The 24,413-nt window shown below is 43.2% G+C and carries 27 protein-coding genes and 3 riboswitches; of the genes, 9 read left to right on the top strand and 18 right to left on the bottom strand.

The window, feature by feature from the left end; genetic code table 11:
* Positions 1-145: 145 nt before the first annotated feature.
* The 5 genes from queF to MOC09_RS02465 form a co-directional block, all read right to left on the bottom strand.
* Complete coding sequence (gene queF, locus MOC09_RS02485; protein WP_003218613.1) at positions 146-643, bottom strand: preQ(1) synthase; 498 nt, start codon at positions 641-643, stop codon at positions 146-148.
* A gap of 17 nt (positions 644-660) precedes the next feature.
* Positions 661-1,392 carry a 7-carboxy-7-deazaguanine synthase QueE gene (gene queE, locus MOC09_RS02480; protein ID WP_268358228.1) on the bottom strand — a complete coding sequence of 244 codons (732 nt, stop codon included), beginning with the start codon at positions 1,390-1,392 and terminating at the stop codon, positions 661-663.
* Positions 1,385-1,834 (bottom strand): 6-carboxytetrahydropterin synthase QueD, encoded by a 450-nt coding sequence (queD, locus tag MOC09_RS02475; RefSeq protein ID WP_268358229.1) that lies wholly within the window; start codon positions 1,832-1,834, stop codon positions 1,385-1,387. Before queD ends, queE begins: the two co-directional genes overlap by 8 nt.
* Complete coding sequence (queC, locus tag MOC09_RS02470) at positions 1,827-2,486, bottom strand: 7-cyano-7-deazaguanine synthase QueC (RefSeq protein ID WP_003238979.1); 660 nt, start codon at positions 2,484-2,486, stop codon at positions 1,827-1,829. The genes queD and queC overlap by 8 nt, the downstream gene beginning before the upstream one ends.
* A gap of 127 nt (positions 2,487-2,613) precedes the next feature.
* Positions 2,614-2,658: riboswitch (PreQ1 riboswitch) on the bottom strand.
* Positions 2,659-2,799: 141 nt separating this feature from the next.
* Positions 2,800-3,843 (bottom strand): hypothetical protein, encoded by a 1,044-nt coding sequence (locus MOC09_RS02465; RefSeq protein ID WP_268358230.1) that lies wholly within the window; start codon positions 3,841-3,843, stop codon positions 2,800-2,802.
* 367 nt (positions 3,844-4,210) lie between these two features.
* Between MOC09_RS02465 and clpE the strand changes: the two genes are divergently transcribed.
* The 3 genes from clpE (at position 4,211) to motB (ending at position 8,268) form a co-directional block, all read left to right on the top strand.
* The gene (gene clpE, locus MOC09_RS02460) at positions 4,211-6,310 is read left to right on the top strand and encodes an ATP-dependent protease ATP-binding subunit ClpE (protein WP_268358231.1); all 2,100 of its coding nucleotides are present in this window, start codon (positions 4,211-4,213) and stop codon (positions 6,308-6,310) included.
* Positions 6,311-6,698: 388 nt separating this feature from the next.
* Positions 6,699-7,511 (top strand): flagellar motor stator protein MotA, encoded by an 813-nt coding sequence (gene motA, locus MOC09_RS02455; protein WP_003238984.1) that lies wholly within the window; start codon positions 6,699-6,701, stop codon positions 7,509-7,511.
* Complete coding sequence (gene motB, locus MOC09_RS02450; protein ID WP_268369435.1) at positions 7,483-8,268, top strand: flagellar motor protein MotB; 786 nt, start codon at positions 7,483-7,485, stop codon at positions 8,266-8,268. Before motA ends, motB begins: the two co-directional genes overlap by 29 nt.
* 39 nt (positions 8,269-8,307) lie before the next feature.
* Here motB and mhqR read toward each other — a convergent pair whose 3' ends face one another.
* Positions 8,308-8,745, bottom strand: coding sequence for a MarR family transcriptional regulator MhqR (gene mhqR / locus MOC09_RS02445; RefSeq protein WP_021479410.1), 438 nt, complete (start codon positions 8,743-8,745; stop codon positions 8,308-8,310).
* Between the two features lie 192 nt (positions 8,746-8,937).
* Here mhqR and kinD point away from each other — a divergent pair, with 192 nt between their 5' ends.
* Entirely contained in the window at positions 8,938-10,458 is a 1,521-nt protein-coding gene (kinD, locus tag MOC09_RS02440) for a sporulation kinase KinD (RefSeq protein WP_268358233.1), read from the top strand.
* 26 nt (positions 10,459-10,484) lie between these two features.
* On the opposite strand, the gene MOC09_RS02435 is transcribed toward kinD, so the two are convergent.
* Both MOC09_RS02435 and spo0E read right to left on the bottom strand, forming a co-directional pair.
* On the bottom strand, positions 10,485-10,916 hold the full coding sequence (locus MOC09_RS02435; protein ID WP_268358234.1) for a hypothetical protein: 432 nt from the start codon (positions 10,914-10,916) through the stop codon (positions 10,485-10,487).
* A gap of 87 nt (positions 10,917-11,003) precedes the next feature.
* Positions 11,004-11,261 (bottom strand): aspartyl-phosphate phosphatase Spo0E, encoded by a 258-nt coding sequence (gene spo0E / locus MOC09_RS02430; protein WP_268358235.1) that lies wholly within the window; start codon positions 11,259-11,261, stop codon positions 11,004-11,006.
* A gap of 201 nt (positions 11,262-11,462) precedes the next feature.
* Here spo0E and MOC09_RS02425 point away from each other — a divergent pair, with 201 nt between their 5' ends.
* Positions 11,463-11,783: a YkvA family protein gene (locus tag MOC09_RS02425; RefSeq protein WP_268358236.1), complete on the top strand. Its 321-nt coding sequence runs from the start codon at positions 11,463-11,465 to the stop codon at positions 11,781-11,783.
* Positions 11,784-11,823: 40 nt separating this feature from the next.
* Here MOC09_RS02425 and mtnD read toward each other — a convergent pair whose 3' ends face one another.
* From mtnD to mtnE, 5 genes are all read right to left on the bottom strand, one after another.
* Complete coding sequence (gene mtnD / locus MOC09_RS02420) at positions 11,824-12,360, bottom strand: acireductone dioxygenase (RefSeq protein ID WP_268369433.1); 537 nt, start codon at positions 12,358-12,360, stop codon at positions 11,824-11,826.
* A 14-nt stretch (positions 12,361-12,374) separates the two neighbouring features.
* Positions 12,375-13,004 carry a methylthioribulose 1-phosphate dehydratase gene (locus MOC09_RS02415; RefSeq protein WP_268369431.1) on the bottom strand — a complete coding sequence of 210 codons (630 nt, stop codon included), beginning with the start codon at positions 13,002-13,004 and terminating at the stop codon, positions 12,375-12,377.
* Positions 12,962-13,669, bottom strand: coding sequence for a 2-hydroxy-3-keto-5-methylthiopentenyl-1-phosphate phosphatase (mtnX, locus tag MOC09_RS02410; protein ID WP_268358238.1), 708 nt, complete (start codon positions 13,667-13,669; stop codon positions 12,962-12,964). The genes MOC09_RS02415 and mtnX overlap by 43 nt, the downstream gene beginning before the upstream one ends.
* Positions 13,666-14,871, bottom strand: a complete 1,206-nt coding sequence (gene mtnW, locus MOC09_RS02405; protein WP_268369429.1) for a 2,3-diketo-5-methylthiopentyl-1-phosphate enolase — start codon at positions 14,869-14,871, stop codon at positions 13,666-13,668. Before mtnW ends, mtnX begins: the two co-directional genes overlap by 4 nt.
* 83 nt (positions 14,872-14,954) lie before the next feature.
* Positions 14,955-15,055: riboswitch (SAM riboswitch) on the bottom strand.
* 38 nt (positions 15,056-15,093) lie between these two features.
* Entirely contained in the window at positions 15,094-16,290 is a 1,197-nt protein-coding gene (gene mtnE / locus MOC09_RS02400) for a methionine-glutamine aminotransferase (RefSeq protein WP_268369427.1), read from the bottom strand.
* A 93-nt stretch (positions 16,291-16,383) separates the two neighbouring features.
* On the opposite strand from mtnE, the gene MOC09_RS02395 reads away from it, so the two are divergent.
* The 3 genes from MOC09_RS02395 (at position 16,384) to mtnA (ending at position 19,769) form a co-directional block, all read left to right on the top strand.
* Positions 16,384-17,163, top strand: a complete 780-nt coding sequence (locus tag MOC09_RS02395; protein WP_268358241.1) for a carbon-nitrogen family hydrolase — start codon at positions 16,384-16,386, stop codon at positions 17,161-17,163.
* An 83-nt stretch (positions 17,164-17,246) separates the two neighbouring features.
* Positions 17,247-17,403: riboswitch (SAM riboswitch) on the top strand.
* Positions 17,404-17,506: 103 nt separating this feature from the next.
* A complete protein-coding gene (gene mtnK / locus MOC09_RS02390) occupies positions 17,507-18,700 on the top strand; it encodes an S-methyl-5-thioribose kinase (RefSeq protein ID WP_268369425.1) in 1,194 nt (397 codons plus the stop codon).
* A gap of 7 nt (positions 18,701-18,707) precedes the next feature.
* Positions 18,708-19,769: an S-methyl-5-thioribose-1-phosphate isomerase gene (gene mtnA / locus MOC09_RS02385; protein WP_268369424.1), complete on the top strand. Its 1,062-nt coding sequence runs from the start codon at positions 18,708-18,710 to the stop codon at positions 19,767-19,769.
* A 33-nt stretch (positions 19,770-19,802) separates the two neighbouring features.
* Here the strand turns inward: mtnA and MOC09_RS02380 are convergent, their stop codons facing one another.
* The 3 genes from MOC09_RS02380 to kinE all read right to left on the bottom strand — a co-directional run bounded on the left by MOC09_RS02380 (position 19,803) and on the right by kinE (position 22,728).
* Positions 19,803-19,928 (bottom strand): hypothetical protein, encoded by a 126-nt coding sequence (locus tag MOC09_RS02380; protein ID WP_003218585.1) that lies wholly within the window; start codon positions 19,926-19,928, stop codon positions 19,803-19,805.
* 89 nt (positions 19,929-20,017) lie between these two features.
* Positions 20,018-20,515, bottom strand: coding sequence for a methylated-DNA--[protein]-cysteine S-methyltransferase (locus tag MOC09_RS02375; RefSeq protein ID WP_268369423.1), 498 nt, complete (start codon positions 20,513-20,515; stop codon positions 20,018-20,020).
* Entirely contained in the window at positions 20,512-22,728 is a 2,217-nt protein-coding gene (gene kinE / locus MOC09_RS02370; RefSeq protein WP_268358245.1) for a sporulation two-component system sensor histidine kinase KinE, read from the bottom strand. The genes MOC09_RS02375 and kinE overlap by 4 nt, the downstream gene beginning before the upstream one ends.
* A gap of 252 nt (positions 22,729-22,980) precedes the next feature.
* Between kinE and MOC09_RS02365 the strand changes: the two genes are divergently transcribed.
* The gene (locus MOC09_RS02365; RefSeq protein ID WP_268369421.1) at positions 22,981-24,003 is read left to right on the top strand and encodes an acyltransferase family protein; all 1,023 of its coding nucleotides are present in this window, start codon (positions 22,981-22,983) and stop codon (positions 24,001-24,003) included.
* Positions 24,004-24,044: 41 nt separating this feature from the next.
* Here the strand turns inward: MOC09_RS02365 and MOC09_RS02360 are convergent, their stop codons facing one another.
* Both MOC09_RS02360 and MOC09_RS02355 read right to left on the bottom strand, forming a co-directional pair.
* Entirely contained in the window at positions 24,045-24,215 is a 171-nt protein-coding gene (locus MOC09_RS02360; protein WP_268358247.1) for a hypothetical protein, read from the bottom strand.
* 2 nt (positions 24,216-24,217) lie between these two features.
* Positions 24,218-24,373 (bottom strand): hypothetical protein, encoded by a 156-nt coding sequence (locus tag MOC09_RS02355; RefSeq protein ID WP_003232510.1) that lies wholly within the window; start codon positions 24,371-24,373, stop codon positions 24,218-24,220.
* Between the last annotated feature and the right edge of the window lie 40 nt (positions 24,374-24,413).

Below are 24,413 nucleotides of genomic sequence, written 5' to 3'. Positions count from 1 at the left end.
TTCCCTCTGATTTTGCCAGCCTCTCTGTCAAAGAACTTACGTAAGTATTTTTGCACAAAAAAAGACGTACATATTTGTACGTCTTACATTACTTCCGCGACCGTAATTCACTGCATAAGAGTCCACTTTTATGTGGCTTCTCTTATTACCGATTATCAATCGTCTCCGGATATAAGTCATGATTCATCATACGGTATTCGGCCATTTTCTCATACTTCGTGCCAGGCTTTCCGTAGTTTGTGTATGGGTCAATGGAAATTCCGCCTCTTGGCGTGAATTTGCCCCATACTTCAATGTAGCGCGGGTCCATTAATTCGATCAAGTCATTCATGATGATGTTCATGCAGTCTTCGTGGAAGTCACCATGATTTCTGAAGCTGAACAAGTATAGCTTTAATGATTTGCTTTCAACCATTTTTTCATCAGGAATGTAGCTGATATAGATTGTTGCAAAGTCAGGCTGTCCTGTTTTCGGGCATAAAGATGTGAATTCAGGACAGTTGAATTTTACAAAGTAATCACGGTTTACATGTTTATTTGGGAAGGATTCAAGCACGTCCGGCGCATATTCAAACAAATAATTTGTTCCTTGGTTGCCAAGCAGTGTTACACCTTCTAATTCTGATTCTTTTCTTGTCGTCATATTTATCTTCCTTTCTATTATACTCCGCGTTTGTTTCCCCATAACAGGGTGTGCAGCTGCGGGAGCACTCTGACCAGATTCAGCTCCGCATCAACAGCTACCTTATCAACAAGGGCTTCATATTTTCCAAGCAAATGGGCAATCAATGTCTGATCATCCGTCGTATGCACGTCATCATTACCGACTTGTAAATAAAACGGGATTCCCGGGTAACGCTTGTGCACTGTTTTGGCAAACTCCAAATCTTCATCATTAAAAATGACTACCTTCAAGCTGACAGCATGCTGTCTATTATTCTCTTTAAGCGAAGTTAAAATGTGATCAAGCTTTTGGAAGTTCGTCACCATTTTTGAGCTTGGCGGTTTTGGGGAAATCGTCAGATCATCGATCAGCGTAAACCAATCCTGATAAACGGTTCCCTGGGTTTCAAGCGCTGCACGGATGTTATTTTCCTTCAGCAGTTCAATAAAAGCATCCAGCTGCTTTAACAGGGCCGGGTTGCCGCCCGAGATCGTCACGTGGGAGAACGCGTCTCCCCCAATATCCTTAAGCTCTGCAAAAATCTCCTCAGCCGTCATCCAGCGAATATCTTTTTTAGCAGAACCGTCCCAGGTGAAGGCGGAGTCACACCAGCTGCAGGAATAATCACAGCCCGCTGTCCGGACGAACATTGTTTTCTGTCCGATCACCATGCCTTCCCCTTGAATCGTCGGGCCGAAAATTTCTAACACAGGAATTCCTTTAGCCATTCGAACCACCCTTTTTCGGACGGTAAACACAATAACTTGTCGGTGTTTCACGGACAAACACCTGTACACAGCTTGGCTTATTCTCCAATGTGTCTAAGTAAGCCTGCACCTTGTCATAAATCGTTTTCGCCACGACTTCAGTTGTCGGCAGTGAATACCGGTCGTCCTTAGAAAATTCTTCATGATCATTTAAAAGCGTATGATCATAGTTTCCGTGCACCAATTTTTTTAGCACGCTGAAATTGACAAGAAAGCCTGAATCGTCAAGTTCGTCGCCGGCAATGGTTACATTTACGGTATACGTATGGCCGTGAACCCTGCTGCACGCGCCTGCACTTTCCCGAGGGATAAAATGAGCAGCAGAGATGTGCATGTCCTTATTCAATTCAAATGAATATGGGTGCTGGGCCTGCGGATAAATTTGAGATAACAATTTATGCACGCTCTCCTTTCATTGCCATATATTCTTCATACCCTTTTGAACGAAGGTGGCATGCCGGACATTCGCCGCAGCCGTCTGCGATGATGCCGTTATAGCATGTCAGCGTGTTGTTTTTTACAAAGTCAAGGGCACCAAGCTCATCTGCAAGCTTCCACGTTTCCGCCTTATTGAGCCACATAAGAGGCGTATGAATCACAAACGGCTTCTCCATCGCCAGGTTCACCGTTACATTGCAAGATTTTACGAATTCATCACGGCAATCAGGATAGCCGCTGAAGTCTGTCTCGCAAACTCCCGTAATAATGTGGCGTGCGCCAATTTGGTATGCCAGGATAGACGCAAAGGATAAGAATACCAAGTTGCGGCCTGGAACGAATGTAGATGGCAATTCACCATCTTTTGCTTCTATTTCAATATCATTTCTTGTCAGAGCATTCGGTGCAAGCTGATTTAAAAGTGACATATCAAGCAAATGGTTTTTCACACCAAGCTTTTCTGCAATAGATTTTGCCACTTCAATTTCCTGCGAATGACGCTGATTATAATGAAAAGTCACCGTTTCGACTTCTTCGAATTCCTTTAGGGCCCACAGTAAGCATGTGGTGCTGTCTTGACCGCCGCTGAATACGACAATTGCTTTTTCTTTTTTCATGATTCCTCTCCTTCTCCGCAATAAAAACGTCGGCGAGAGACATCGCTACAGCTGATTCACGCAAAAAAACACCTTTTCGGAAGGTGCTCTAGAAAAACATAAAAAAGGCCGTATCCAAGGATACAGCTCGTCCTTAGTTTTTTATAGAGGGTGTAGCTAGAACCTCTCCCGCATATCGCACGGATTTTCTTCAATTTTTTTCACTTCTGCTATCTTACCATAATGTTGTTTTTCTTGACAATAAAAAAAGTAAGCTCCAGCGTCCCGGTCAAACGCTGTTCTGCAATGACGGCCCGCTTCATTATATATGTGATTATAAACTGTGCCGCCGCGGAGCCTTTTTGCAAATCAGGGCGCCAATAAAGGCCAGACTTACATAACCAAACAATGGATAAATCGTTGAAATGAGCTTGCCGTACCCGATTTGGCTCGTGATATAAGCCGTGATCATAATGGCTGCAAAGATATATTTGCTTTTGATTGGAAGAAAGCTTTGCACTTGTTTTTCTAATCCGTATAGATTGCCGATAACCGATGTGAACACTTCACCGAAAATAATGAGCAAATAAATCAAATGGACAGATCGTGCAAAGAGATAAACCACTTGAGCCATCGGTATATCATACAAAAATACATCCGGGAGCATCGATAAAGACAGAAAACTCGCGGACAGCACAATCGTCAGCATCGTGCCTCCGATTAAAGCGCCTTTTTTGATCACTTTTTCGGATGACATTTCATTCGCCAGCGGAACCAAAACCGCTTGGGCAAGCGATAAATTCAAAGCGCCGTAAGAAAACGCTGATAAGAGCCAGTCCCAGCGATGGGGCCATATCCACTGAGCTGCGTTTCTCGACTCGCTGAAAATAAAAGAATCGGCCACCACAATCATAGAAAAGATGATCAAAAGAGGAACAACAAACACGTTGACACCGAAAATGCCTTTTACACCTCTAGTCATCACAATTAAGCTCAACCCAATTGTAATCAGCATCCCAATTTGAGCGGACATCCCCAGCTGCTCCTCAAAAAGCGCCCCTGCGCCTGAGAGCATAACAGATGTGACGCCGAGGAGAACAAACAGCATAAACACATTAATAATCCGGCCAGCCGTTGCCCCGAACAAGAATATGTTCATTTCTTGATATGACTTGGCATTGATTCGCTTTGAAATGATCATCAGCTTGGCTCCCAGTAACGTAAACATCCCGCCGCTGACGATAATGCCGAATAAACCGAACCAGCCGAACTTCAGAAAAAACTCAACAATTTCCCTGCCAGTCGCAAATCCAGCTCCAACCACTGTGCCGATATACACGAAAGCAAGCTGACTTGCTGATCCTTTTGATTGTTCCATTTCTCCCCTCCGAACGAACCGCAGTTTGATCCATCTATGCCTTTTTATAACCTATGAGACAAGTTCCTTGAAAAGACGAAGAAAACATGTTTTACTGTGTAAACAAATTCAAAAATTTTTTACGCAAAAGACTTGAAAGTCAAAGATAGTCAGAGTATACTATTAATCAAAGTTGGTCAAACGAACCGGCCTTTTTTAAAACTCAATTGGTCAAAGTTAGTCAAATAGTCAGACTGCTTTGAGCATATTGTTTTGAAAGCCGTTAAGTTTGCCGTATACTATTAGTCAAAGAAGGTCAAATCCAAACGGCCTTTTTCTTCACATTCATTGGTCAAAGAAGATCAAACTTTTAAGGAGGTTTTGGCAAATGCGTTGTCAACATTGTCATAAAAACGAGGCGACGATTCGCCTTAACATGCAAATAAATTCTGTTCATAAACATATGGTTCTATGCGAAACTTGCTATAACGAACTGACCCGTAAACCTTCAATGAGCATGGGTCCTCAATCTTTCGGTTTTCCGTTTGAACAAGCATTCCAGCCGAGAGAACAAAGCGCAGCAAAACAAAGCGAGAAAAAAGGATTGCTTGATGAGCTGGCCCAAAATATTACAAACGGTGCAAAAGCGGGCCTCATTGACCCTGTCATCGGCCGTGATGAAGAAGTGGCACGCGTGATCGAAATTCTGAACCGCCGCAACAAAAACAATCCAGTCCTCATTGGTGAGCCGGGTGTAGGGAAGACCGCCATCGCCGAAGGACTTGCTTTAAAAATCGCTGAAGGTGATGTTCCAAACAAACTGAAAAACAAAGAGCTTTACTTGCTTGATGTTGCATCCCTTGTTGCAAACACAGGAATCAGAGGCCAATTTGAGGAGAGAATGAAACAGCTGATCACTGAGCTGAAAGAACGAAAAAATGTCATTCTGTTCATTGATGAAATTCACCTTCTCGTCGGCGCAGGCTCTGCAGAAGGATCAATGGACGCAGGCAACATTCTCAAACCCGCCCTTGCCAGAGGCGAACTGCAAGTTATCGGTGCGACTACATTGAAAGAATATCGTCAAATCGAAAAAGATGCCGCGCTGGAAAGACGTTTTCAGCCTGTCATGGTGCAGGAGCCTTCAATTGAACAGGCCATCCACATTCTGCAAGGAATTAAAGACAAATATGAAGCCTACCATGGCGTGACATTCAGTGATGAAGCAATCAAAGCTTGTGTGACTTTATCATCCCGTTACATTCAAGACAGACACCTGCCGGATAAAGCAATTGACCTATTGGATGAAGCAGGGTCAAAGGCCAACCTGTTAATTGATGAACTGAATGATGAGGATGCGGCTGAACGTTTAACTGCGATTGAAGCTGAAAAAACAAAAGCCCTGGAAGAAGAAAATTATGAACTGGCTGCAAAGCTTCGTGATGAAGAAATCGCATTAGAGAAAAAACTGAACAGCTCTTCCGCTCATTCCGATGTCACTGTGGAGGCTGAGCACATTCAGGAAATTGTTGAACAAAAAACAGGCATCCCTGTCGGCAAACTGCAGGCAGATGAACAAACAAAAATGAAAGAGCTTGAGGCAAAACTTCATGAACGTGTCATTGGACAAGAAGCCGCTGTTCAAAAAGTGGCAAAAGCGGTAAGACGAAGCCGCGCAGGATTAAAATCCAAAAACAGACCAGTCGGCTCCTTCCTCTTTGTCGGCCCTACCGGGGTAGGGAAAACAGAGCTTTCTAAAACACTGGCAGATGAATTATTCGGCACGAAAGATGCCATTATCCGCCTCGATATGAGCGAATACATGGAGAAGCATGCCGTATCTAAAATCATCGGTTCACCGCCTGGATATGTCGGCCATGAGGAAGCTGGTCAATTAACAGAAAAAGTGCGCCGCAATCCATACAGCATCGTGTTGCTGGATGAGATTGAAAAAGCACACCCTGACGTTCAGCATATGTTCCTCCAAATTATGGAGGATGGCCGTCTGACAGACAGCCAAGGCAGAACCGTAAGCTTTAAAGACACTGTGATTATCATGACAAGCAACGCGGGTGCTGGCGAAAAACAAATAAAAGTCGGTTTCCAATCAGATGACAGTGTAATCGAAGAACAAACATTGATTGATTCACTGAGCATGTTCTTTAAACCTGAGTTTCTCAACCGTTTTGACAGCATTATTGAGTTCCGCTCACTGGAAAAAGAACACCTGGTCAAAATCGTCGGCCTGCTGCTTGGTGAACTTGAAGAAACATTGGCAGAACGCGGCATCAGCTTGAGTGTGACAGACGAAGCGAAAGAAAAAATTGCTGAGCTGGGCTACCACCCGGCATTCGGTGCACGTCCGCTCAGAAGAACCATCCAAGAATGGGTGGAGGATGAAATGACTGATCTGCTGCTTGACAATAGTGAAATCACACGTTTTCACGTTACTGTAGAAGACCATACAATCAAAGTGCAAGCGAAATAACGATCAGCGGTTTCCTATTTAGGAAGCCGCTTTTTTTGTGCATTCATACTCTTGGCTGAGAAAATACCATTCCTTCCCCTGAAGCCTTCCTCTCCTTCATCTCTTACACTTTTCTTAAGGAGGGATGGAGCGTGTTCATATACAGTGAGTTGATATTTCTATTATTATATGAAGACAGTCTGAAGAACAGCTTGCAATCAAGCTGCCAGGTTCACTATCGCTAAACTGCGGGCTTTTCAATTTTGAAAGGCCCGTTTTTGTTTATTTCTCCCTTCTATGCCTCTTCCTTGAATATTTCATGAACAAATTCACAATGTCCCTAAAGTTCCGGGCACCGAAACCGATATTAACCATAGACAAGCTAGTAAAAAAGGATTTGGTGAAAACTATGGATAAAACTTCGTTAATCGGTATTATTCTTGCTTTTGTGGCATTGAGCGTCGGGATGGTTCTAAAAGGCGTCAGTTTCAGCGCGCTTGCAAACCCCGCTGCCATTTTAATTATTATCGCAGGGACGATCTCAGCAGTAGTTATCGCATTCCCAACAAAAGAAATTAAAAAAGTGCCTGCGCTGTTCCGAGTGTTGTTTAAGGAAAACAAACAGCTGACAATAGAAGAGCTTATTCCTATGTTCTCTGAATGGGCCCAGCTTGCACGCCGCGAAGGTTTGCTTGCTTTAGAAGCAAGCATTGAGGATGTAGATGACGCTTTCCTGAAAAACGGACTCAGCATGGCTGTTGACGGGCAAAGCGCAGAATTTATCAGAGATATCATGACAGAGGAAGTTGAAGCGATGGAGGACAGACACCAAGCCGGAGCCGCTATTTTTACACAAGCGGGAACTTATGCGCCGACACTCGGAGTACTCGGCGCTGTAATCGGACTGATTGCCGCCCTCTCTCATATGGACAATACAGATGAGCTTGGACACGCCATCAGTGCAGCCTTTGTTGCCACCCTTCTCGGTATCTTTACGGGATATGTGCTATGGCATCCTTTCGCAAATAAATTAAAACGAAAATCAAAACAAGAAGTAAAACTGCGTGAAGTGATGATTGAAGGCGTCCTGTCCGTATTAGAAGGACAAGCACCGAAAGTCATCGAACAAAAGCTTTTAATGTACCTTCCTGCGAAGGACCGCTTGAAATTTGCAGAACAAGGAGAGGCGCAAAATGGCGAGAAAAAAGAAGAAGAAGCATGAGGACGAGCACGTTGATGAATCGTGGCTGGTTCCTTACGCCGATATCCTTACTCTTCTCCTGGCATTATTTATTGTGCTGTACGCGAGCAGCTCGATTGACGCAGCTAAATTTCAAATGCTTTCAAAATCATTTAATGAAGTCTTTACAGGCGGCACCGGCGTACTGGACTATTCCAGTGTCACCCCTCCTGAAAACGAGTCAGACGGCATCGATGAAGTGAAAAAAGAAAAAGAAGAGAAAGAGAAAAGCAAGAAAGAAAGAGAAAAAGCAGCTGATCAAGAAGAACTTAAAAATGTGAGAAGCCAAGTGGAAAAGTTCATCAAAGATAAAAAGCTGGAACATCAGCTGGAAACAAAGATGACAAGTGAAGGCCTGCTCATTACGATTAAAGACAGTATTTTCTTTGATTCTGGAAAAGCGACCATCCGCAAAGAAGATGTTCCGCTTGCAAAAGAGATTTCAAATCTTCTTGTGATTAACCCGCCGAGAAATATTATTATCAGCGGACATACTGATAATATGCCAATTAAAAATTCTGAATTCCAATCAAACTGGCATTTAAGTGTCATGAGAGCCGTAAACTTTATGGGGCTCCTGATTGAAAACCCCAAACTTGACGCAAAAGTGTTCAGTGCCAAGGGCTATGGTGAGTATAAGCCGGTGGCTTCCAACAAAACAGCGGAAGGCCGAAGCAAAAACCGGCGCGTTGAAGTTCTCATCTTGCCGAGAGGCGCAGCAGAAACAAATGAAAAATAGTAAAAAAGGAAGCCTTGTGACATATCAGGCTTCCTTTTTTTACTTATTATGAAATTGTTTTGCGTTTAATCCTACTCTTTTTAACATTTCCGTGCACATCTCTACCTCTTCTTCGCTTAATACGCTGATCATTTCATCAATTTCAGCAGCGTGACCAGGAAAAATATCGTTCAAAAGACCGATGCCTTTTTCAGTAATTTGTGCAAACGTCACTCGTCTGTCTGTAGGAGACGCTTTTCGAATAAGGAGTTCTTTTTGCTCCAGCTTATCTACTACGTATGTGATGCTCCCGCTGGCCAAGAGAATTTTATCCCCTATCTGCTGCAGCGGCTGATCGCCTTTATGATACAAGAGCTCAAGCACAGCAAATTCAGTCGGATTCAGCCCATGCTTATGAATATGCTTATTCATATGATCGTTAATAGAACGATACGCGCGCGACAGCACGATAAATAACTTCAGTGATTTTTCTGTCATGTCTCAATCATCCTTTTAGAAACCGTTACAGAGAAACATTAATAAACAAAGACCGAAATGTCAATAAAAATCTTTCCAATATTTCTCTTCTTTTTTATGTTGTAAGCTGTTCAACATCTTTTTCTAATTTTTTTGGTTATTTTTTCTTATTAAAGATGAAGAAACAATGATATAATACCTCTAATCAGGTGTATGTTGGAGCGATGCAAATTGAAAATACTAAAAGGCGCCTGCGGGAGAGTCAAACTTTATATTATACTGGTCGTGATTCCGGCAATCGTCATCAGCTTTTTTGTATATGAAAAAGAAAAAGATACAATAGCTGCAGAACATAAGCAAGAAGCGAGTGTCCTGCTGAACCTTCACCGCAACAAAATCAATTATTTAATCGGAGAAACAAAGGCGAGGATGACCTCCTTGTCCATCGCCATTGACAGACCGGTTGATATAAAGAAAATGCAGTCAGTTTTGGAAAAAACCTTTGATTCAGAGCCAAGATTTTCGGGCCTCTATTTTCTAAATGCCAAAGGAGACGTCACCGCAAGCACAACGGAATTAAAAACGAAAGTAAACCTGGCCGACAGATCTTTTTTTACAAAAGCAAAGGAAACAAAAAAGACAGTCATTTCAGATAGTTATTCGAGCAGAATTACAGGTCAGCCGATTTTTACCATTTGTGTCCCTGTTTTGAACTCGGAAGAAAATGTGACTGATTATCTTGTCGCAGCTATTCAAATTGATTATTTGAAAAACCTTATTAACTTGCTGAGCCCTGATGTTTATATCGAAGTTGTGAACCAAGACGGGAAAATGATTTTTACGAGCGGACAGGCCTCTCATGCAGAAGATCAAAAACCCGTCAGCGGATATCTGGATGATATCAGCTGGAATATGAAAGTATATCCGAACCCGGTTACAATAGAAGAACTGACGAAAAGCCTTGTGCTCCCACTTTCATGTATTATTGTTCTACTGAATATCCTTTTTATTCTCGTGCTGTATTATTTGCTGAAGCGGCAGACCCAGCTGGAGCGCTCGGAAAATGAGGCACAAAAATTAGAGCTGATCGGAACGCTTGCAGCCAGCACGGCCCATGAAATCCGTAACCCGCTCACCGGCATAAGCGGCTTTATTCAGCTGTTGCAAAAGAAATATAAAGGCGAAGAAGATCAGCTTTACTTCTCTATCATTGAACAGGAGATAAAGCGCATTAATCAAATTGTGAGTGAGTTCCTCGTTCTCGGCAAGCCGACAGCTGAAAAATGGGAGCTGAACTCGCTTCAAGATATTATCGGCGAAATTATGCCGATCATCTATTCAGAAGGCAACCTATACAACGTTGAAGTCGAATTACAGTATTTAACTGAGCAGCCCTTACTAGTAAAATGTACAAAAGATCATATTAAACAAGTGATTTTAAATGTAGCAAAAAATGGCCTCGAGTCAATGCCTGAAGGAGGCAAACTGACGATCTCCTTGGGAGCTTCGGATAAAAAGGCCATCATCAAAGTTGTGGATCACGGTCAAGGGATTTCTCAGGAAATGCTGGATCATATCTTCCTTCCCTTTGTGACTTCTAAAGAAAAAGGAACGGGTCTCGGCCTTGTCGTATGTAAACGGATCGTGCTGATGTACGGAGGCTCCATTCATATCGAAAGTGAAGTGCGAAGAGGAACAGAAGTGACGATCACTCTCCCAGTATCCGCTTCATAGCCCCCTGACTGTGTCAGGAGGGTTTTTTACCGTCGTGACCGGGCATTGCCGTTCGATTTGTTTGCTGTTCTGCCAGAAAAGAGCATTTTGATCAAGCGCAACAACATTTTCAAAAGCAAAAACAACATAAAGAATACCAAAAAACCCTTTAAGCCTTCAGTAGCATCTAAAAACTCCATATTCCCTCTCCCCGTCACTTTTTGCTGAATTTCAATCGCAAATACGATGACGATAATGACTGTAACGGTATAGATAAAGGATAGGGCTGTCATGCTCCACTTAGAAAGCCATGTAAACACAGCGTGAGTGACGCCGAAAAAGAAAATGCCAAACATGCCGATCACCCAAAAATGCATTTCTTTGTCGGTTAAATGAATGCCAAACATGCCGCATAATGAAATAAAAGCATCGTGAAATTGATTAACCATTTCAGTAATGATAATCGCCAGTTCTTTCATCAGTTCCCTCTTTCATATGAATTTTTCCAGAAAAAAAGAGCGCTCCTGAAAAGCTCTCTCTCTTTATATATGCATCTGATAACGCCGCTATTTATTTGCATCATATGCAGGCATAACATCTCTGCGGGGCCACAAGCCTAATTTCTTAACAAGGCCTTGAATACCTTGAGAATGTTCGTTTTCTTGCATGAGCTGGTGATATTCATTTATTAAACAATCCAGCTCCTGACTGTGTTTGATCGTGTCATGCCCTGTAAATCCCTGCTTTCTAGCGGCATCTATCATTAACTTTCTTTTTTCATCAATAGACACCAACAATCTTTCTTGTTCTGAAGAACCGCCCATTCACTTCACCCCTCGCCGCTAAGAAATAGGAAACAAGTTTGATTGGGTTATTGTGCATTATTACAGATTATACTTTATTTGTAAACATATTTTCATTAAATAAGTTAATTTTTCAGGTATAATAGATATATTGATAGGATTAGAAGAATAATACCCAGGTGATGAATATCTTAAACACCCGCCAGGCAGGAGGTATGCTTTATGAAGAAAAAGAAAGCAATAATGCTCGGAGCGGCAGGCGGAAAAGCAATTTTAAAAAGGAAAAACCGAAAAAAATGCATGCAGCACATCAGCGTTTTTTTTCAAATGCTTCGCGATTGGAGAAACGGCAACTACCCTCGTTCACAGGTTAAAACGCTTTTGCTTCTGATTGCTGCCATCTTGTATATCGTCATGCCGCTCGATATCATTCCAGACGTTATCCTCGGTCTTGGGATCATTGACGATGCAGCTGTTTTAGGTTTAATTTGGACGCTAATTAAAAAAGAAATGTCACAATATGAAAAGTGGCGTTTGCAATAAATATAAAAAGCCCCGTTTTGATAAACGGGGCTTTTCCTGCTTATTGATTCACGCTGTCTTTTTCATAAATCGGAACCCAGCCTTCAATTGTGACAAAGATCCTCACCGCAACCACTTTGCGGTCCTCCTGAAGTGTGAAATAATGGCGGATATTCTCAGGCACTGAGATTAAATCTCCGGGGTTTAAACGGACATCAAAAAACGTGCCGTCTTTGCCTTGAATGACAAAAATGCCGTGTCCGCTTACGATAAAACGGACCTCATCGTCTGTATGGTGATGCTCTCTTTTAAAGTTCTCAAGCAGTTCATCAAGTTTTGGATTGCTGTCTGACAATGAAATAACATCCTGTGCTTTATAGCCGCGGCGGGCTGAGATATCTTTAATTTCAGTTTCAAAGGTATCAAGAATTTGCTGTTTTTCTTCTTCGGTCAGATCATATTTCTCAGAGAGCTGTTCCGGAAGCTTCGCAATATCCCACTGCTCATAAATAACCTCTTGACTATCTAGAAAGCTTGCTACTTCCTCTTGATTTTCAATCGTTGTATTCGCCTCATCATGAATTCGAATAGTTGCCATTTAAGTTCCTCCTTTTATTTAACCAGCTGATGCTGGAGTGTTTTCAATTTCAAATGGTAGCTGAACAAAAATTCATATGCTTCAAGCACTCTTTTTGCTTCAAATGCCGTTCTCCCCCAAGCGGTAATACCGTGATTTCGGATCAGAACAGCTCCTGAATCTTCTGAAACCTCTTCGGCAAACAGTGCCGCGAGCGTCGGAATATGAGCCGGATTTTCAATGATCGGAATGGTCACTTCTGCATTCTCTTCCCACAGGCCGAGCGCTTTTATAATTTCCTGGCCTCTGAAGGTGATTTTCTTTCGGTCTCCATATAGCTCTGAGATCACATTATTGTTTACCGTGTGGACGTGCAGGCAGCATCCGGCATTTGTTTTATTGTACAAGTGTGTATGTAAGAGCGTTTCCGCTGACGGTTTCAAAGAATGTCCGTTTTCGGCAGGCTCTCCATTTTGATCCACCAGCAGAAAATCTTCATCCGTTTCTTTTCGTTTATCTTTTCCGCTTGCAGTTACGAGAAATGTTAAAGGCTCATCAGAAACCTTAATAGACAGATTGCCGCTAGTCGCCGGAAACCAATCTCGTTCAGCCAATTCCCGTTTTACTTTAGCGAGCTCTTGCCAGCGCTTTTGTTTTGCAGCCATTTCTGTACCTCCGTGACGTTCTCAATATCTTTTCTAATCTCATTAAAATCCTGATACGGGAGATGATTCAGGTGATGCTCCCGGCATTCGTTTAATAAATAATCCCTTGCAAAACAAAGATCCGACAGCTTTGCCGCCTCTACATCCGTAACCGAATCACCGATCATGATGATATATTGGTTCGGTTCAGAAAGCTCTTGTATCACCGACGGCTTGCAGCACCCGCATTGATTGCTGCACGTCCCCTTGCATGAATGAGGCCAGTCAATATGAATATAGTCTTTGTCAAAGGAAGCATGGTTGCAATAAATGCGGTCTTTCTCCACAATGCCTTCAAGCAATGGATATACAAAAAAGTCCATGCCTCCGCTTACGACATAAAACGGAATCTCATTCTCCTTGACAAACGCTACGAATTCCCGAAAGCCTTCCCTGATTTTTGCATCTTGCAATACAAATCTTGTAATCTCGTCTTTTAAACGGCTTGGCAAAAGGCCGAACATCTGTCCGACACCTTCCTTAATGGACAGCGTTTTGGACAGCACGCCGTCTTTTAATGCCGTCCACTCCGGCGGAGCGAATGTTTTCATGATGCTTATAATGTTGTCATTCATCGTAATGGTTCCGTCAAAATCGCAAATAATTAAAGGCTTTCGAGTCATCATACCGCTTCAACCTTTCCCCATTTCTCTAGCGCAAGCTTCAGATCCTTGCAATGTTCGGCTTTTTCATCAATCGGCTGGGCTTCTAAGACTGCATCAATAATGGCTCTGAACGCTTTGCCTCCGCCTTGGGCGCCGTTCGGATGACCGTGTATGCCTCCCCCGGCGTTAATAATATGATCTATGCCGAAGTCCCGCATGAGAAGCGGAACCATACCGGGATGAATGCCTGCGGACGGAACAGCAAATGTTTGGTTAAAAGCATCCTCTCTTACACATTCTTCATGAATCGCCAGCGCATCCTCTTTTGGAAGCGCAACCGAACCGTACGGAGACGGAAAGAGACTGAAGTCAGCACCGCAATACCGGTTTAATTTTCCTAGCAATAGAGCGTGAGAAAAGCCGTAAAACGGCGAGGATGTAAATGCCCCGCTGACCGCTGGGTGCGCCATAATCGGGATTGAGATCTGAGGATCTTCCGCAAGGCTCTGCATGACGTCCAAGCCGTAAGCGAAGACATTAAACAAAAGCGCATCCGCTCCCAATTCGGCGGCGCGTCTCGCTTTATCTTTCAGATCAGCCGTACGTCCAGTCAAATTCACAGCATACAGCGTTTTATGTCCGGTTTGCTCATACGTTTCTCTCAATATTTGCTTTCCCTCTGTAATTCTTGTTTCAAAAGGCGCCAGACCTGTCTCAAAGAAAATTTCATCATCCTTAATCAAGTCAACTCCGCCAAGGGCCTGCTGTCTGAGCTGTTCTTTAATATCACTCAGGTCTCTTCCGATAACCCCTTTAAAAATGCTCATTAACAGCGGCCTCTCAAACTCCCCAAGCAGCTTCCGAATGCCGTATATGCCAAACTTCGGCCCTGGCAGCGTGCGTTTAAACGCTTCAGAGAAGTGAAGATCGATTAATTTAATTTTTCCGTCCAGCGACAGCTTGCCAAACACTGTTGTCAGCAAAGCCGGGATATCCTGAGAGAAATTGATTTCAGGATAGGCAATTGTGATCACTGCTTGATTTGTTCCCTCTCTCTCCTCAACCTTTATTACCCGCCCCTTGTGCTTTTGCAATTGCTCCTGTTTTACCAGAGGCAGATCAGTCCAGGAGCCTACTGTCAATCCTGTTGCGATCTGTTCTGCTTTTTTCTCTGTATCGGATCCCGGTTCTGTCAGGAGATATGTTGCTAATAACTCACTCATGCCAGAGCTCCTTTCATTTTCGTCCATATAAAAAACCTCTTCAAACTGCAATCGCGTCTAAAGAGGTTTCGTTTCACGTCCGAATCTTATCTCTCAGCCGCTAGCTGCAAGAATTAGCACCGTGCTTTATAAGTCGGTTGCCGGGCTTCATCGGGCTCGTCCCTCTGCCTGCTCTTGATAAGAAAATATAGATTTTATAAATTATTTTGAATTATCCCACCGTTATAAGATCTTGTCAATGCTTTTTTGGGTAAACAGGTTCAGTTTCCCAATTCGATAAGCCGCTTCCTTGAGTCTTTCTTCACTTGTCAGCAGTCCGACTCTGACGTAGCCCTCGCCATATTCACCGAAGCCGTTTCCAGCGGCAACCGCTACATTCGCTTTTTCCAGCAAAAGATCTGAGAACTGCTCAGAAGTATAGCCTTCAGGCACAGGCAGCCATGCAAAAAATGAACCCGCCGGAGCTGTTACATCCCAGCCGATTTCCCGGCATGCTGCAATCCAAGCGCTTCGCCTGCTCTCATAACGGGCATTTTGCTCCGCCACACACGTTTGATCAGCTAACAGTGCCGCCGCTGCAGCCTCCTGAGTCGCTCTGAAAAGACTGACAAACATATGGTCTTGATAAAGATTGATCGCTTCAATGACAGAAGCGTTTCCGACAGCAAAGCCGACCCGCCACCCTGCCATATTATATGTTTTTGACAGCGTATATATTTCAATTCCGATATCCTTCGCACCTTCAGCCTGCAAAAAACTTAAAGGCTTGCAGCCGTCAAATCCTACAGCGCCATAAGCAAAATCGTGAACGACACAGATCCTGTTTTCTTTCGCAAAACGCACGGTTTCTTCAAAAAAATCAGAAGTAGCAACTGCTCCAGTCGGATTATTCGGATAATTTAAATACATCAGTTTCGCCTGATCCCTCACTTCAGCGCCGATGCTGCTGTAATCAGGAAGAAACGCCCTGTCCTCTACGAGCGGCATCCTCTCCATCTTCGCTTTCGCGAGTGTGACACCTGACCAGTAATCAGGATAGCCGGGATCCGGCACTAAAATCGTATCACCGGGATTCAATAAGCATTGCGGGAGCTCGACAAGACCGGCTTTACCGCCGAATAAAACAGCGACTTCAGTTTCAGGGTCAAGATCAATGCCGTATTCTCTTTTATAAAATGCTGCCGCTGCTGACTTCAGTCTGTATGAGCCGCGAAAAGACGAATATTTATGATTTTCAGGATCAGCAACGGCTCGTTTCATTTCCTCGACGATATGTCCCGGAGTCGGCTGATCCGGATTTCCCTGTCCGAGATTGATGACGTCGTGTCCTTCTGCGAGCTTTCGGTTCACTTTCTGCACCAGAGAAGCGAAGAATTGTTTAGGCAATTCCTTCAATATCTGAGACTGTTCAAATTTCATCTATTCTCACCTTCTAAAAAAATCTTGAAATGATAGTCCATCATCATATATGGTTAAATGAAAAAAGTAAAGAAAAATTTGGGGTGTTAAAAGATGAAATGGACGATATCTTGTCTTCAGTTTGATATTTCATATGGTAAACCTTCGGAAAATATAAAAAAGGCTGAATCTTTCATCGAAAAGGAAAGCAAACATGCTGATGTTCTTGTTCTGCCTGAATTATGGACGACCGGATATGACCTGTCTAACCTTGATGAGCTTGCTGATGAAGATGGGCGTTCTGCTAAGAGCTGGCTGAAGAAAACGGCAAAAAAACATCGCGTTCATATTGTTGCAGGATCGGTCGCTGTCAGGAAGGGTTCTGATGTTTATAATACAATGTACATTGCGGATAAGGAAGGACAAATCATTAAAGAATACAGAAAAGCCCATCTCTTTCAGCTGATGGATGAGCATGTGTATTTATCAGCCGGCTCCGAAGACGGATATTTTGAGCTTGATGGCGTCAAAAGCTCAGGACTGATCTGTTACGATATCCGTTTTCCAGAGTGGATCAGAAAACATACGACAAAGGGCGCCAACGTGCTGTTTATTTCCGCGGAATGGCCTCTTCCCCGCCTTGATCATTGGAAAAGCCTGCTTATTGCGCGGGCCATTGAAAATCAATGCTTTATCGCAGCCTGCAATTGCACCGGTTCAAATCCGGATAATGAATTCGCCGGACACAGCCTGATTATTGATCCATGGGGGCGTGTACTAGCTGAAGGCGGCCGGGAAGAAGGCATTGTCAGAGCGGAAATTGACCTTCAGGAAAGCGCCGAGGTGCGGGAAAGCATCCCTGTTTTTGATGATATCAGAAAAGATTTATATTAAAAAATATATTGACAACTTATTAAAACACCTGTTAGTATGTTCATCAACTGATAAATTAGAATTGTTTAACAAGTGAATATATTCTCTTATCGAGAGTTGGGCGAGGGATTTGGCCTTTTGACCCCAACAGCAACCGACCGTAATTCCATTGTGAAATGGGGCGCATCTTTTTCGCGCCGAGACGCTGGTCTCTTAAGGCACGGTGCTAATTCCATTCAGATCTGATCTGAGAGATAAGAGAGGCGGACATAGATGTTAGCCTCCTTCTCTCTGAGAAGGAGGCTTTTTTACGGCCATTCAGCTGCAAACATATTTACAGATTACATAATTGGAGGTTATGACGATGGCAGTCACGAAAACACCTTTATACGAAACGTTAAATGAAAGCTCCGCTGTGGCACTGGCGGTGAAGCTTGGCTTATTCCAAAGCAAGAGCACGCTGACCTGCCGGGAGATCGGCGACGGCAACCTAAATTACGTGTTTCATATTCATGACCAAGAACATGACAGAGCGCTGATCATTAAACAGGCGGTTCCTTATGCAAAAGTGGTCGGAGAAAGCTGGCCGCTGACAATCGATCGTGCAAGAATCGAAAGCAGCGCTCTCATCCGCCAGGGCGAGCATGTCCCTCATCTGGTTCCAAGAGTGTTTTATTCTGATACGGAAATGGCGGTTACCGTCATGGAGGATCTTTCTCACCTGAAAATCGCAAGAAAAGGACTTATTGAGGGTGAAACCTATCCGCACCTTTCACAGCACATCGGTGAATTTTTAGGAAAAACACTTTTCTATTCATCAGACTACGCGCTTGAACCCAAGGTGAAAAAACAGCTTGTTAAACAGTTTACAAATCTGGAGCTGTGCGACATAACGGAAAGGCTCGTCTTTACAGACCCTTTCTTTGACCATGACACAAATGATTTTGAAGAAGAGCTTCGTCCCTTTGTCGAAAAGCTTTGGAATAATGACACCCTCAAAATCGAAGCCGCAAAGCTGAAAAAGTCATTTTTAACGTCTGCAGAAACGCTGATTCATGGTGATTTGCATACAGGAAGCATTTTCGCCAGCGAACATGAAACAAAGGTGATTGATCCTGAATTTGCTTTTTACGGACCGATCGGCTTCGATGTAGGCCAATTTATCGCCAACTTATTTTTGAACGCTCTCAGCCGTGACGGCGATGACAGAGAGCCGTTATATGAACATGTCAGCCGGGTTTGGGAAACGTTTAAAGAGACGTTCAGTGAAGCCTGGGAGAAGGACAGCCTGGATGTTTACGCCAAAATCGACGGGTACCTTGCGGATACGCTCACTCATATTTTCGAAGAAGCGATCGGGTTTGCCGGCTGCGAACTGATACGCCGCACGATCGGTCTGGCACATGTGGCTGATCTGGATGCGATCGTGCCGTTTGATAAACGAATCAGCAGAAAACGGCTGGCGCTGGACACAGGCACAGCTTTTATCGAAAAACGTTCGGAATTCAAAACGATAACGGAAGTTATTGAATTATTTAAGTTACTTGTAAAGGAATGATCCATTCATGACCCATTCATTTGCTGTTCCGCGTTCTGTTGAATGGAAAGAAACAGCGATTACCATTTTAAATCAGCAAAAGCTTCCCGATGTGACGGAATATTTAGAGCTTACGACGAAAGAGGATGTATATGACGCCATTGTCACGCTAAAAGTAAGAGGCGCTCCGGCCATCGGCATTACGGCTGCCTTCGGGCTTGCGCTCGCTGCAAAAGAAATCGAAACAGATGATGTCACGGAATTCCGCGAGAAACTGGATGACATCAAACAGTATTTAAACAGCTCACGGCCTACGGCCATTAATTTATCATGGGCGCTTGAGAGATTGAGTCACTCGATCAAAAACGCCATTTCCGTAAATGAAGCAAAAACAAATCTTGTCCATGAAGCGATTCAGATACAGGTCGAGGATGAGGAAACGTGCCGGATGATCGGCCAAAATGCCCTGCAGCTTTTCAAAAAAGGCGACCGGATTATGACGATCTGCAATGCCGGCTCTATCGCGACAAGCCGCTACGGTACGGCACTCGCTCCATTTTACTTGGCCAAACAAAAGGATTTGGGACTGCATATTTATGCTTGTGAAACAAGGCCTGTCCTTCAAGGTTCACGCCTTACTGCGTGGGAGCTGATGCAGGGAGGCATTGATGTCACTCTGATCACAGACAGCATGGCCGCCCATACGATGAAGGAAAAACAAATTTCCGCTGTCATCGTTGGAGCCGATCGAATTGCAAAGAACGGTGATACGGCAAATAAAATCGGAACATACGGTCTCGCGATTTTAGCAAACGCCTTTGATATTCCGTTTTTTGTCGCCGCACCATTATCTACATTTGATACGAAAGTGAAAAGCGGCGATGATATCCCGATAGAGGAACGGGATCCCGAGGAAGTAAGGCAGATTTCCGGAGTCCGCACCGCTCCAACCGATGTGCCTGTCTTTAATCCCGCTTTTGACATTACACCGCATCATCTCATTTCAGGAATTATCACAGAAAAAGGGATTATGACCGGTTCCTATGAAGAAGAAATTGAACAGCTGTTCAAAGGCGAAAAGGTTCACTAAAAAACCGCTGGACTTTGCTCATTTTGGGCCGAGTCAGCGGTTTTTTTGTTTGTTTTTATTAATATTGATGATTTCATCTTTTTGAGCGCTTGATAAGATATGCAGTTTCACAAACAGTTTGGCAAAAACAGCAATTTTTTCAGAGCGGCTCGGCTTCAATTGCTTTGTCCTCCTTTTTCATCAGACCAACTTTTTTCACTTAATAAAATGATATGTCGGCCGTGAAAAAAGGGAACGTGCCATATGTTTTATTTTTCTTTGTAGGAAATTTGCTCGATGTTCAGCAAAAATGCTTTGATATCAGTTTTGCTCCCGGCGTATCCTGTTAACGCGCTGTTTTTGCCAATCACTCTGTGGCATGGGACAAAAATCGGCAGGTCATTCCTTTTGTTAGCCTGTCCGACTGCGCGCACCGCTTTCGGGCTGCCGACCGCAGCGGCAATGTCACCATAGCTTCGGGATTCTCCGTATGGTATCATCGCCAGCGCCTCCCACACTTTTTGCTGAAAAGGAGTGCCCTTTTGACTCAGCGGCAGTGAGAATGTCTTCCTTTCGCCGGCAAAATATTCATGAAGCTGTTTTTTCGCTTCTGCCAAACAAGGCGTTTCTTTGTGCTCTGTGTTCTGAACAGCTTCTTTCCAGTCTATCCAATCTTCATGACTGAGAAATAGACGGGTGATTTTGCCGCCTTCTTCAGCAATAATGAGTTTCCCGACCGGCGTTTCCGCTGTCGTATAGTAGTTCATTCATCAATCCTTCTTTCTTCAGCATTCTGTCTGACGGGAAGCGTAAGGTGGAAAACGGTGCCCTTCCCTTCTTCACTTTCGACCATGATTTCGCCTTGATGTTCTTCAATAATTTTATAGCTTACCATAAGCCCAAGTCCAGTGCCCCGTTCCTTTGTCGTATAAAACGGTTCACCAAGGCGCTTTAATTTATCTTCTGTCATTCCGATTCCCTCGTCTTTTAAGGAAATGAGAACATGATCTTGATCCAGTGTCCTTATCGTCACAAAAATGTTTCCGCCGTCAGGCATCACTTCGATGGCATTTTTTAATATATTGATAAATACCTGTTTCAGCTGATTCGGTTCACAATAGATCGGGGGAATGTCGTCCATTAAATCAAGATAAATTTGTACGTTGCTTAAATTGGCTTGCGCGTTTAGAAGGTCTATGGTGTCTCTCATGATTTGGGTCACATGTTTTTCTTCATACATAATGGCCTGGGGCTTGGCTAAAATCAAGAATTCGGTGATGATGGATTCGATGCGCTTAAGTTCTGAGGTGATCACGTTGAAGTAAAGGGCGTAGTCTCCCTCCACACTTCCTTTCAGGAGCTGAATGAAGCCTTTAAGAGCAGTCATCGGATTTCTGATTTCATGAGCGATGCCGGCAGCGAGTTCGCCGACAACATGAAGGGTATCCGACTTGCGCAGGCGCTCTTCCAGTTCTTTTCGCTCGGTTACGTCTTTAAAGATAGCCAGGTTCATATTTTGTATGATATTTCGTTTAAATGAGAATTCCAGTTTTCTGTTGTCATTGCTGCTCAGCAAGAACGGAATTTCATTGTCCATTTCATCAAAATTAATCTGTCTCGCCGGTGATGCAAGGTTTTCTATTTCATATGATGAGATAATATCCAGCAGGCTGTGCTTTTTAATCTCTTCGTGTGATAGGCCTAATATATTGCTTGCTAACGGGTTGGCGTCGATGATTCGGTATTGATTGTCGAACAATACATTGCCGTCCATTGAGCCATTGAACACCTTTCTGAATTTCAGCTCGCTTTCCCGAAGCTCCTTTTCCATCCGCTTTCTGTCGCTGACATTTCTTAAAATCGTCAAGTGCTGGTTTTCAAGGATTGTCCGCTTTGAAGTAAATTCGAGTTCCTTGAACTGCCCGTTCCCCATTTGAAACAGCAGCTCTTCCCTGATCTCTCCGTATTTTGCGTATTTCCTTTTCGTTATGCTGTATTTCTGCTGTGAGTCAACGAGAAAATCACACAGTCTTCTTTTTAACAGCAAATTCATCGGCAGCTCAAAGATTTTACAGGCTGACTGATTGGCCTTCACGATTCTTCCATCATTCGACCAAATGATAATGGCGTCCATCGCATTTTCAAATATTTCTCTGAAGCGCTCCTCACTTTTAAAGAGCTGCAGTTCCATAGACCGCTTCTCTGTGATATCCCTCATAATGGACATGTAAAAACCGCTGATGATGTTTGATGTAATCGTGAATTCAAATAGCTTTTGGACTCCTGAACGAAGCTTGACGGGCAGCTCTCCTTTCGCTTTTCCTTTGCGGTTGAGCGTCCTCCAGACATTATCGAAATCTTTGCGTGAGCCGCTGTCTATGAATTCATACAATGACAAATGAGACAGCTCATTTTGATTGATTTCAAAACTTTTACAAAAAGACAAATTAGCATCAATAAAACCGCCATCTTTATCAAACAGGACGATACCATCAACAGCTCTGTCAAACAAGTCCTTAAAAAGCTGTTCATTCATAGAAAATTCCCGTTCTAAAATCTTCTTGGAAGATATGTCTCTCATGACAACAAAAAAGTAATCCTCGCCAATCCCTCGTTTGGCCAGAAACTCTATGTATTTTGTTGCTCCGCTATCAAGCCTGATTGGAACCTCCTTCCATAAGAACCCTTTCTTAAAAAACTTCTTTACGGCTAAATTCAACTCATCCTTTGGGATAGAAAACAAAAAATCCAAAACGGAACGCTTTTTCAAATCTTCCGAATCAACTTGAAGCATCCTCTCTGTCGCTTCATTCGCCTGAACGATCCGCATTTCATTATCACATATAAAAATAGCATCGAGCGTATTGTTAACAATCACTTGATGCTGATTCAATTCCTTTTTCAGCCGGGCATTTTCTTCTTTAAGACGCTTCAATTCTTCCCGCAGCTCTGAGTTTGTCTGGACATCAAGAGTTTCCATGCGTGTACACTCCTTCTTCAAAACCTATCCCTCAATATTTCTACAAAATGCGGGAACTTCCTTCATTTGCCCTATAAATTTCAGAAAATGTCAGCGTGATTACATTATGAAGACAATTTCTACGATCCTTACCGCCACTTTACATCGTCCTAACAATCAGTGATTTTTTAGATTCCTTTTTCATCTTTTATTTTAAAATATGTACCAGCAGGGAATAATCTTTTAGTGACTGATTAAAGAGAAGGTGATGCTATGAGTAAATCGCGGGACAGTTATTTTGATAATGCAAAATTCTTATTGATATTCCTTGTTGTATTCGGTCATATTCTTCGTTCTTTTATTAATGATAACAACTTTATGCTCTACCTCTACAAGTTCATTTACACATTCCACATGCCTGCCTTTATTCTCGTATCCGGTTATTTCTCGAAAGGCTTTAAACGCCCGGGGTATGTAAAAAAGCTGGCGGTCAAGCTGATTATTCCGTATTTGATTTTCCAAATCATCTATTCCGTCTTTTATTACATTATGCAAGACGAAAGCATGGCAAATGTGAATCCGATTGATCCGCAATGGTCGTTATGGTTTCTCGTCAGTTTATTTTTTTGGAACCTGCTGCTATATCCTTTTTCAAAGCTGCCTAAGCTATGGGCGCTGTTTGTCAGCTGCGGAATTGCCGTGCTGATCGGTTATCTTGACTTTGTCAGCAACACTCTGAGTTTATCGCGAACGTTTGTATTCTTGCCGATGTTCCTTGTCGGATTTTATTTGAATAAACATCATTTTGATTTATTGAGATCGAAACGAGGCAAACAAATTGCCCCCGGAGTGCTTGCCGCCGTATTTGTCATCTGCTGGGGCATCGATTTTGACTATTCATTTTTGTTCGGTTCTAAACCATATTCTTCATTCGGAGACGTGACCGTGGCAAGCGGCCTGATCAGAATCGGCTGGTATGTACTCGCCTTTGCGGCCACTTTCAGCTTTTTAGCACTTGTTCCGCAAAAACGCTATTTCTTCACTAAATGGGGCACGCGGACATTTTACGTCTATCTGCTCCATGGGTTTATCATAAAAACGCTGCGGCAGATTGGCCTTGAGGATCAGCTCACTGACTATCAGAACCTCGTCATTCTATTGCTTTTAACCGCTGCCCTTACGTCTATTCTCTCCAGCAATTTTGTGAAGACAGTTGCTCAGCCCTTCATTGAGCTGAGAATGACCAGCTTTATGCAATTCGTCAGGGGAAGCAGCAAAAATGCTTATTTAAAATAGAAAAGCACCTCTTAAGCGGGACACCGCCTAAGAGGTCTTTTTTATTTTTGCTTTTTCTCTTTTTTCTTTTTAGGCTTTGTGATTTCCAGTGTTTCGATGATCTTCCCGGCATTGTAATCCCCTAATTCACTTGAGAATTCTTCTTCAAGCACCTTCTTATTCATCGGCTTTTTATGATTTTGCATATCTCTGCTGTGACGGTTTTTCTTCAAAATCACATGCCTCCTTGCTGACCCTGTTTGGAATTGCGGTTTGCACCCCTAAAATTCGGATCGTCATGGTACTGTGTCTTATATGAATTTGGGTCCATGCTCTCGGTAGGTGTATTGTTATTTTTTATGGCTTCATTCACTTCAGCTTTGCGCTTCATACGAATCCCCCTCGCCCGTTTTTCAGACATTTTACTTCAT

Source organism: Bacillus sp. N12A5, from assembly GCF_026790125.1.
Taxonomy (GTDB): domain Bacteria; phylum Bacillota; class Bacilli; order Bacillales; family Bacillaceae; genus Bacillus.
This window is presented reverse-complemented; position numbering and strand designations above follow the sequence as displayed.